Origin of the sequence: Prevotella sp. AM23-5 (genome assembly GCF_003473645.1) — a bacterium.
GTDB classification, from domain to species: Bacteria; Bacteroidota; Bacteroidia; order Bacteroidales; family Bacteroidaceae; genus Prevotella; species Prevotella copri_A.
The window spans coordinates 1-6,932 of record NZ_QUCG01000111.1; the positions used below are offsets into that span (position 1 = coordinate 1).

The window sequence follows — 6,932 nt, forward strand, 5'->3', positions numbered from 1 at the left end:
AAAGACGTGGAAAAGTTGTCTCAGCAAATAAATAACATTGAGGAATTCACGTTTGGAAATGTTTGCAACGATAATACTAACACTATAAATGGCAGAGTATGAAACGACAAGTGATAACAATACAGGAAGATATGGTCATCTACGCCCCACATCATGGTGAGGTGTGGATGACAGTTTGGGAGATTGCCGAACTGTTGAATGTAACAGGGACAGCAGTGAAGAATACCATCAAGCGCATTTGGAAACAAAGTGTGCTGAAAGACTTCCGGCATTCTCAATACATCAAACTTGAAAATGGATATTCTGCGCATGTCTATGATATGGAAGTGATTATCGCCATAGCACTTCAAATGGATACATACCAAGCCTTGTTGTTTAGACAATGGTTTATCAGTAAGGTTGTGAACCGCAAGGATTGCCAAGCAGAGCAAGTAAAACACGAGTATCCGATGATTATTGTGATGAACGGAACGATGCCAAGAGGTGCAAGTTAGAATCTCTCATCTTTTAATAAGATCCTACACCTTTATAATATAATAGCGTACAGAGGGAACGATTTTTGTCGTTGTACCCTGTACGCTATTCTTGTTTCGCTATTATGAAGCAGTACCCTCCCCTTGTGAAACAGTGCCGTCGATTATCGGCTTGCGGTAATTACCAGTGAGAAGTGCTTGTATCTCGGATTCCGGATAGAGGGTTTTGCCACATAATATAATGTAGGGCAAGATGCCTTGTTTGCGATATTCCTGCAAGGTACGGCGACTAAGCTTCAGGAACTCGGAGAGTTCCTTGTCGGTGAGGTATCGCTCCCCGTCCAAAGGTGGGCTGTAGGACTCGATGAATGAGGATAGCCAGTTGTTGGCTTTCTTCAAGGATTGCATGGCGGTGTCTATCGACTTGCTCTCATGCGTAAGAAGTTGGTTCATGTTCATTGTTTACAATTTGGATTAAGTGGTGAATATAAAATGTGTTGGCTCGCCCAGGGTAAAGTTTTTGGCTTTGCCTTGGGCGAGTTTGGCTTTACGCTATACCGATTTGATTCTGGCGATAAGCGGAACGATGGCTTTGACCTCTTCGGGGCAGTAATAGAATTGGCGACCTATCTGGGTATGCCCCAAGAAACGGCGGTCACGAAGTTTTTGTAAGGTGCGCTGGCTGATGCGAAGTTGCTGGCAGACCTCATGCCCTGTAAGCCATTTGTTCAGACGCTTGCCGTTAGCCTTATGCTTCAGCAACTCCACTTTCTTTACCAAGGCATCGTATCTTGCCATCATCAAGTCGAATGCCTTCTTTTCCATTGTTACTACTTCCATATTCTCTGTTTTATTGGTTCAACAAATTCGGATGCAAAGTTAATGTGTGTATGTTGAAAAACAATGAAAATGAATAACTGTGGCAGTGCTTTTCTGGGGTTTGCCGACCGCTTGGCAAGAAAAATCAAGAAAATTATACGTGGGTCATTAATGAGTTGTTAAACGGGTATTTCTCAAATGCTTAATTTTGCCGCCGAGAAATAAAAACAACGAATTACATAACATTTCAAACGGAATTAGAATGGAAGTAATAACAATGGAAAGTGCAGCCTTCAAAAAGCTGACAGAACAGTTGACAGAAATAGTCCAGTACGTGCGATTGGCAAAAATGGCATTTCAAGAGAAGTTGACGGGCAAGAGATTGAAGCCGATGTTGACCAATGACGATGCAGCTAAGATGCTTGGTGTGAGCAAGCGCACCTTGCAGCGAATGCGCTCGGAGAACCGCATTGAGTTTATTAAAATTGGCAATCAATGCCGATACCAAGTTGAAGCCATTGAAAGAATGGTTGAGGAACGAACAATAGCAAAGGAAACATGAGCATGGAAGATGGAACATTGAGAAAACTGGAGTTATATCTCCATGACCTACACAAAAAGATAGACGGCATCTACGACATGCTGATGTTGAGACACGAACGAGAGACGGAGCAAAAAGGAAGTTCTGCCATCAATGAAAAATTGCTTGACAACCAAGACCTCTGCCTCTTATTTCAAATATCCCCTCGTTCCCTTCAACGCTATCGCAGTCTGGGAGTGCTTCCCTACAAGCGTTTGGGGCAGAAAACATACTACACGGAAGAGGATGTGATGCAGTTTGTAGAGAATAATGTCAAAGAATTTAAGAAAGAGAATGTGGAGCATTACTTGACTCGCATTCATCAGAAATTCAAATAACAAAAGTATTCACCATTAAAAATTTACAATTATGGTACAAAAGAAAAAGAGTGATGAACAGGACGTGCTGGTAGTCCGTGACGAGAAGACGGGCGAGATCAGCGTCGTCGCCGGACTCAGCAGGGACGGCACACCGAAGCGAGCACCCGCCAAGGCGGAGAACACGTCTGACTTCCTGCGTTTTGACCGCAACAGTGACCTGATGGACAGTTTCTTTAGAAACTTCTTCCGCCAGTGCAAGGAGCCAAGCCGATTCGGATTCTACCGCATAGCGGCAGACCAGGTGGAAAACCTGCTTGGCGTGATGAAGGAGTTGCTGAAAGATCCGGAGGCTAACAAGGAGATTCTTTCCGCCCACAAGGTTGACACCTCCAATTATGAGAAAGAGGCAAAGCAATCGGAAGGTCAGGCGAAAGAAACCGCATCATCGGACGATGCGTCCAAGACGCAAGCTAACACAGAAAAAGAGAATGTATCATCTGAACAAACCAACGAAAAAGAGAACGACATGGAACAGAAACCAGAACAGACCGCAACCGAACAGCAGGCACAGACCGCTCCGGGTGTAAAGCAGAACCTCATTAGTTGTAACGATGTGAACCTGCGGGAACTTGGTGCCAAATATGGCATAGACTTCAACAGTATGAATGAGAAGGATATGAAAGCCCTGCTCAACTACGGCAAGACGGGGCTTGTGATTGTGAAGCCGACCTTCGGTGGTGAACAGATAGAGATACAGGCCCGTCTGTCATTCCGCAAGGACGATAACGACCAGTTGCAACTCGTGCCGCATTTCGTGCGCAACGAGCCTAAACTCGATGTAGCTTACAAAGGCTATACCTTCACTCCAGAGGACAAGAAGAACCTATTGCAGAACGGCAACCTCGGAAAGGTAGTGGATTTCCCCGACAAGAATACAGGTGAGCTGCGTCCTCATTTCATCAGTATCGATCGTCTCACCAATGAGATTGTGGACATCCCTACCAACAAGGTGCGCATACCCGATACCATCGGCAAGACACCTATTACCAAGGACGACAAGAGAGTGCTCTACTCAGGTATTCCGCTTCGCAAGGAGATTGAGCTTGCCAACGGGCGCAAGTTTACACCGCTGTTGCAGGTGAATGTGGAACAGCGTGGCGTAGAGTTCGTGCCTGGCAGCACAAGACAGGCGCAAGGTCAGAAACAGAATGGAGACAAGAAGCAAACCGCTGACAAGCAGGAGCAGAAGGCAGAAGGTGATGCGGGCGGTCAGAAGAAGCAGCAAGATCCCAACCACTGGCTCAATGAGGACGGGACCATCCGCCGACTCAACACCTATTTCAAGAAGGAACTGACCGAGCAGCAGAAGGACGACTATGTGGCAGGCAAGACCATCGAGATCAAGGAAGTGCCGAACAAGAACGGCAGCGGTACCTATACCGCCTACGTGAAGTTCGATTTCGACAAAATGCAGCCACGTTCCTACCGCAACAATCCAGACCTCAAACAGGCAAAGGAACAGATTCCGACCAACGAGAACAAGGTACAAGTCGCCGTCAACGAGCATGGCAAGACCCATGAGGCGACCAAGCACACCAAGGATCCGCTGAGTCCGGGACAGTCTGCGCCAAAGAACGAAAAGCAGCAGAAGGAACAGAACGCAGAGGAACAGAAGCCAAAGAGAAGGGCAAGAAGCGTGAAGATGTAGTTGCCGCCACTTGATCCACAGAGTTAATCATCCATCATAACAACCGACATCTGCGACCGTCTATCCCACGGTTGCGGATGTCACAAAAACAACAGACAATGAAGACAATCATCGCAGAGAAACCAAGCGTAGCCAAGGAAATCGCCCACATTGTGGGAGCTGACAAGCGTGAGGAAGGCTATATGCAGGGCAATGGCTATTTTGTGACATGGGCATTTGGACATTTAGTGCAGCCAGCTATGCCGGAAACCTACGGCATGAAGGGATTCCATGCAGAGAATCTGCCTGTGATTCCCGACCCGTTCGTTCTTGTTCCCCGACAAGTCAAGACAGAGAACGGCTACAAACCAGATGCAGGTGTGCTTGCCCAGATTAAAATTATCGGCAAGCTGTTTGACAGCAGTGAGCGCATTATCGTAGCAACCGATGCCGGACGTGAGGGAGAGTTGATTTTCCGATACCTCTATGCGTATCTTGGTTGCAGGAAACCTTTCGACCGTCTCTGGATCAGTTCGCTTACGGACACCGCCATCCGTGAGGGACTTCGGAACCTCACGGACGGCAAGGAGTATGACAATCTCTATCATGCAGCCAAGGCACGAAGTGAGGCAGACTGGCTCGTCGGCATCAACGGCACACAGGCCCTGACGATAGCCGCAGGACGTGGCACCTATTCCGTAGGTCGTGTGCAGACTCCGACACTTGGCATGGTGTGCGAACGCTATTGGGAACACAAGCGTTTCGAGTCGAAACCGTTCTGGCAGGTACACTTCGGTGTGGTTGATGCAGACAGTGGCAATATACTGAAGTTCACATCTGCCAACCGATGGACAGACAAAGCCACCGCAACCGACATCTATAATAAGGTGAAAGATACCGATTCTGCCATCATCACAAAGGTCACAACCAAGCGAAAGGTGGAGAAAGCACCGCTCCTTTACGACCTCACCACCTTGCAGAAAGAAGCCAACTCCCAGCATGGCTTCACGGCAGAGCATACCCTCTCCATCGCCCAGAAACTCTACGAGGCAAAGTTCATCACCTATCCGAGAACATCAAGCCGCTATATCTCGGATGATGTATTTGCCACCCTTCCCAAACTCTTCAAGAATTTGGAGAATCATTCGGAATATGGAGAGAAAGTGAAACTCTTGCCTGGCAGTGAGGACTACAGCAAGAACAGCGTGAATGCCGCCAAGGTGACCGACCACCATGCCCTGCTCATCACAGAAAATGCAGCCATTGGTCTTTTCAAGGACGAGAAGATCGTTTATGACATGATATTGTGCCGGATGATTGAAGCGTTCTCGGCAGACTGCATCAAGGACATCACATCAGTAACGGCGCAAGTGGATCATGACGTCGAATTTGGCATCAGTGGCTCCATCATCCGACAGACTGGCTGGCGAGCGTTGCCGCTCAAGGAAAAGAACAACAGGCAGGACAAGGATGCAGACGCAACAGACAATGAGGTCAAGGATCAAGTCATTCCCAACTGGCAAGAAGGACAGCATATCACTCTTTCTGGCTGCACCATCACGGAGGGCAAGACCAAACCAAAGCCATTGCATACGGAATCCACATTGCTTGCAGCAATGGAGACCGCAGGCAAAGAGATAGAAGATGATACGATGCGCCAGGCAATGAAGGACAGCGGTATTGGCACACCTGCCACACGTGCCGCCATCATCGAAACCCTGCTCAAACGAGAGTATATGGTGCGCCAGCAGAAGAAACTTGTGCCGACAGAAAAAGGACTTGCCCTGCATTCCGTGGTGAAGAACATGGCGATTGCCAATGTGGAGATGACGGGCAAATGGGAGGCGGAACTTGCCAAGATAGAACGAGGTGAAGCAAGTGCAGACGGGTTCACCCATAGTATCGAAGGTTATACCCGTGAAATCACTGCGGAATTGTTAGGTTGTGACAGACTTTTCAGCCACAAGGATTCCGGCTGCCAGTGTCCTAAATGCAAGCAAGGTACCATGCAGTTCTTCGGAAAGGTAGTAAGATGCAGCAACAAGGAGTGCGGTATGCCAGTGTTCAAGCAGGTAGCAGGAAAGTTGCTCACTGATTCCGACATCACCGACTTGCTTACCAAGGGCAAGACCAGAACGCTCAATGGTTTCACCAGCAAGCAAGGCAAATCATTCTCCGCAGCCATTGCCTTTGACGAGAATTTCAACACGAAATTCGTCTTTGCAGAGCGCAAAACAGCAGAAAAGCGAGGAAATGTGAAGAGATACAAGAAATAGTTTGTACCTTTGCCACCGAAACATGGTTCATAAATGGTGTCTTTATTCAGGATGCTTTTATTTACTGTGGATTAAGTGGCGGCACTCGGAGGGATACCGAGTGCCTTTTTCTTGCTTTCAACTAACATCAACCGCCATCCACGGTTTATTATTCACCACTTAATCCATTCAACTGACAAATGAACAGAAAGAAACAGGCACAGACAGAGCTGTCCTATTACGGACTGTATCTCTTGAACCACCTCATAGAGAACCGTTTTCCACAAGCCAGCGATGCGGACTTTATCCGCGAACGTGCAGACCATGCCGCAGAAGTATATGAGCAGGCACGGCGTGATGCCCTCTTTGCCGATGCGGCACAAGAGCTTGCCATGTCAGCATTGCTGAAAGGTCTCCGCTTTTCCAAGTACAGCATCCTGTATGATGTTGTTGACAGTGAGTTTCCCCTGGAGGTAGCAGTAGAAGATCAGGAAGCGTTTGTCAAGAACCTCCTGCCTTTGGTTGATAACGTGTATTCCATTTACGACCTCACCGATGACGATTTTGCCCAGTCACCGGACTACGACCAGCTCTACACTGAGTTGACTGGAGCCGTAGCCATTTTCATAGAGTCAAATGGCGTACAATAGAAAACAACGTCTGAACGACAACATCAAGGCGATAGAGACGGCATTCATCCTTGACAGGGAACAGCGCACGCCGACCGCCCGTGAGCGTCTCCTTCTGGAGCGTTACTGCGGATTCGGGGTCTTTAACTTTTTAATTTGTTGATAACTC

Annotated in this window: 9 protein-coding genes; 7 read left to right on the forward strand and 2 right to left on the reverse strand. The window is 47.9% G+C overall.

Annotation, left to right across the window (positions count from 1 at the left end; translation table 11 throughout):
* Positions 1-98: 98 nt before the first annotated feature.
* Positions 99-494, forward strand: coding sequence for a hypothetical protein (locus tag DW657_RS16180; RefSeq protein WP_228114856.1), 396 nt, complete (start codon positions 99-101; stop codon positions 492-494).
* Between the two features lie 102 nt (positions 495-596).
* Here the strand turns inward: DW657_RS16180 and DW657_RS16185 are convergent, their stop codons facing one another.
* Together DW657_RS16185 and DW657_RS16190 are read right to left on the reverse strand one after the other, a co-directional pair.
* The gene (locus DW657_RS16185; RefSeq protein WP_118313429.1) at positions 597-932 is read right to left on the reverse strand and encodes a helix-turn-helix domain-containing protein; all 336 of its coding nucleotides are present in this window, start codon (positions 930-932) and stop codon (positions 597-599) included.
* A gap of 93 nt (positions 933-1,025) precedes the next feature.
* Positions 1,026-1,313, reverse strand: coding sequence for a helix-turn-helix domain-containing protein (locus DW657_RS16190; RefSeq protein ID WP_071122342.1), 288 nt, complete (start codon positions 1,311-1,313; stop codon positions 1,026-1,028).
* 241 nt (positions 1,314-1,554) lie between these two features.
* Here DW657_RS16190 and DW657_RS16195 point away from each other — a divergent pair, with 241 nt between their 5' ends.
* The 6 genes from DW657_RS16195 (at position 1,555) to DW657_RS18005 (ending at position 6,926) form a co-directional block, all read left to right on the forward strand.
* Positions 1,555-1,854 (forward strand): helix-turn-helix domain-containing protein, encoded by a 300-nt coding sequence (locus DW657_RS16195; protein ID WP_118313430.1) that lies wholly within the window; start codon positions 1,555-1,557, stop codon positions 1,852-1,854.
* Between the two features lie 77 nt (positions 1,855-1,931).
* On the forward strand, positions 1,932-2,210 hold the full coding sequence (locus tag DW657_RS16200; RefSeq protein WP_081978971.1) for a helix-turn-helix domain-containing protein: 279 nt from the start codon (positions 1,932-1,934) through the stop codon (positions 2,208-2,210).
* Positions 2,211-2,241: 31 nt separating this feature from the next.
* Positions 2,242-3,900, forward strand: a complete 1,659-nt coding sequence (locus DW657_RS16205) for a DUF4099 domain-containing protein (protein WP_118313431.1) — start codon at positions 2,242-2,244, stop codon at positions 3,898-3,900.
* 98 nt (positions 3,901-3,998) lie between these two features.
* Complete coding sequence (locus DW657_RS16210) at positions 3,999-6,155, forward strand: type IA DNA topoisomerase (protein WP_118313432.1); 2,157 nt, start codon at positions 3,999-4,001, stop codon at positions 6,153-6,155.
* Positions 6,156-6,334: 179 nt separating this feature from the next.
* A complete protein-coding gene (locus DW657_RS16215) occupies positions 6,335-6,784 on the forward strand; it encodes a DUF1896 domain-containing protein (RefSeq protein ID WP_118313433.1) in 450 nt (149 codons plus the stop codon).
* Entirely contained in the window at positions 6,771-6,926 is a 156-nt protein-coding gene (locus DW657_RS18005; RefSeq protein ID WP_158577414.1) for a hypothetical protein, read from the forward strand. Before DW657_RS16215 ends, DW657_RS18005 begins: the two co-directional genes overlap by 14 nt.
* The last annotated feature ends 6 nt before the right edge of the window (positions 6,927-6,932 follow it).

Coding starts and splice junctions, on each gene's coding strand:
- DW657_RS16180 (WP_228114856.1), top strand. CDS start 99: ATGAAACGACAAGTGATAACAATACAGGAAGATATGGTCATCTACGCC.
- DW657_RS16185 (WP_118313429.1), bottom strand. CDS start 932: ATGAACATGAACCAACTTCTTACGCATGAGAGCAAGTCGATAGACACC.
- DW657_RS16190 (WP_071122342.1), bottom strand. CDS start 1,313: ATGGAAGTAGTAACAATGGAAAAGAAGGCATTCGACTTGATGATGGCA.
- DW657_RS16195 (WP_118313430.1), top strand. CDS start 1,555: ATGGAAGTAATAACAATGGAAAGTGCAGCCTTCAAAAAGCTGACAGAA.
- DW657_RS16200 (WP_081978971.1), top strand. CDS start 1,932: ATGCTGATGTTGAGACACGAACGAGAGACGGAGCAAAAAGGAAGTTCT.
- DW657_RS16205 (WP_118313431.1), top strand. CDS start 2,242: ATGGTACAAAAGAAAAAGAGTGATGAACAGGACGTGCTGGTAGTCCGT.
- DW657_RS16210 (WP_118313432.1), top strand. CDS start 3,999: ATGAAGACAATCATCGCAGAGAAACCAAGCGTAGCCAAGGAAATCGCC.
- DW657_RS16215 (WP_118313433.1), top strand. CDS start 6,335: ATGAACAGAAAGAAACAGGCACAGACAGAGCTGTCCTATTACGGACTG.
- DW657_RS18005 (WP_158577414.1), top strand. CDS start 6,771: ATGGCGTACAATAGAAAACAACGTCTGAACGACAACATCAAGGCGATA.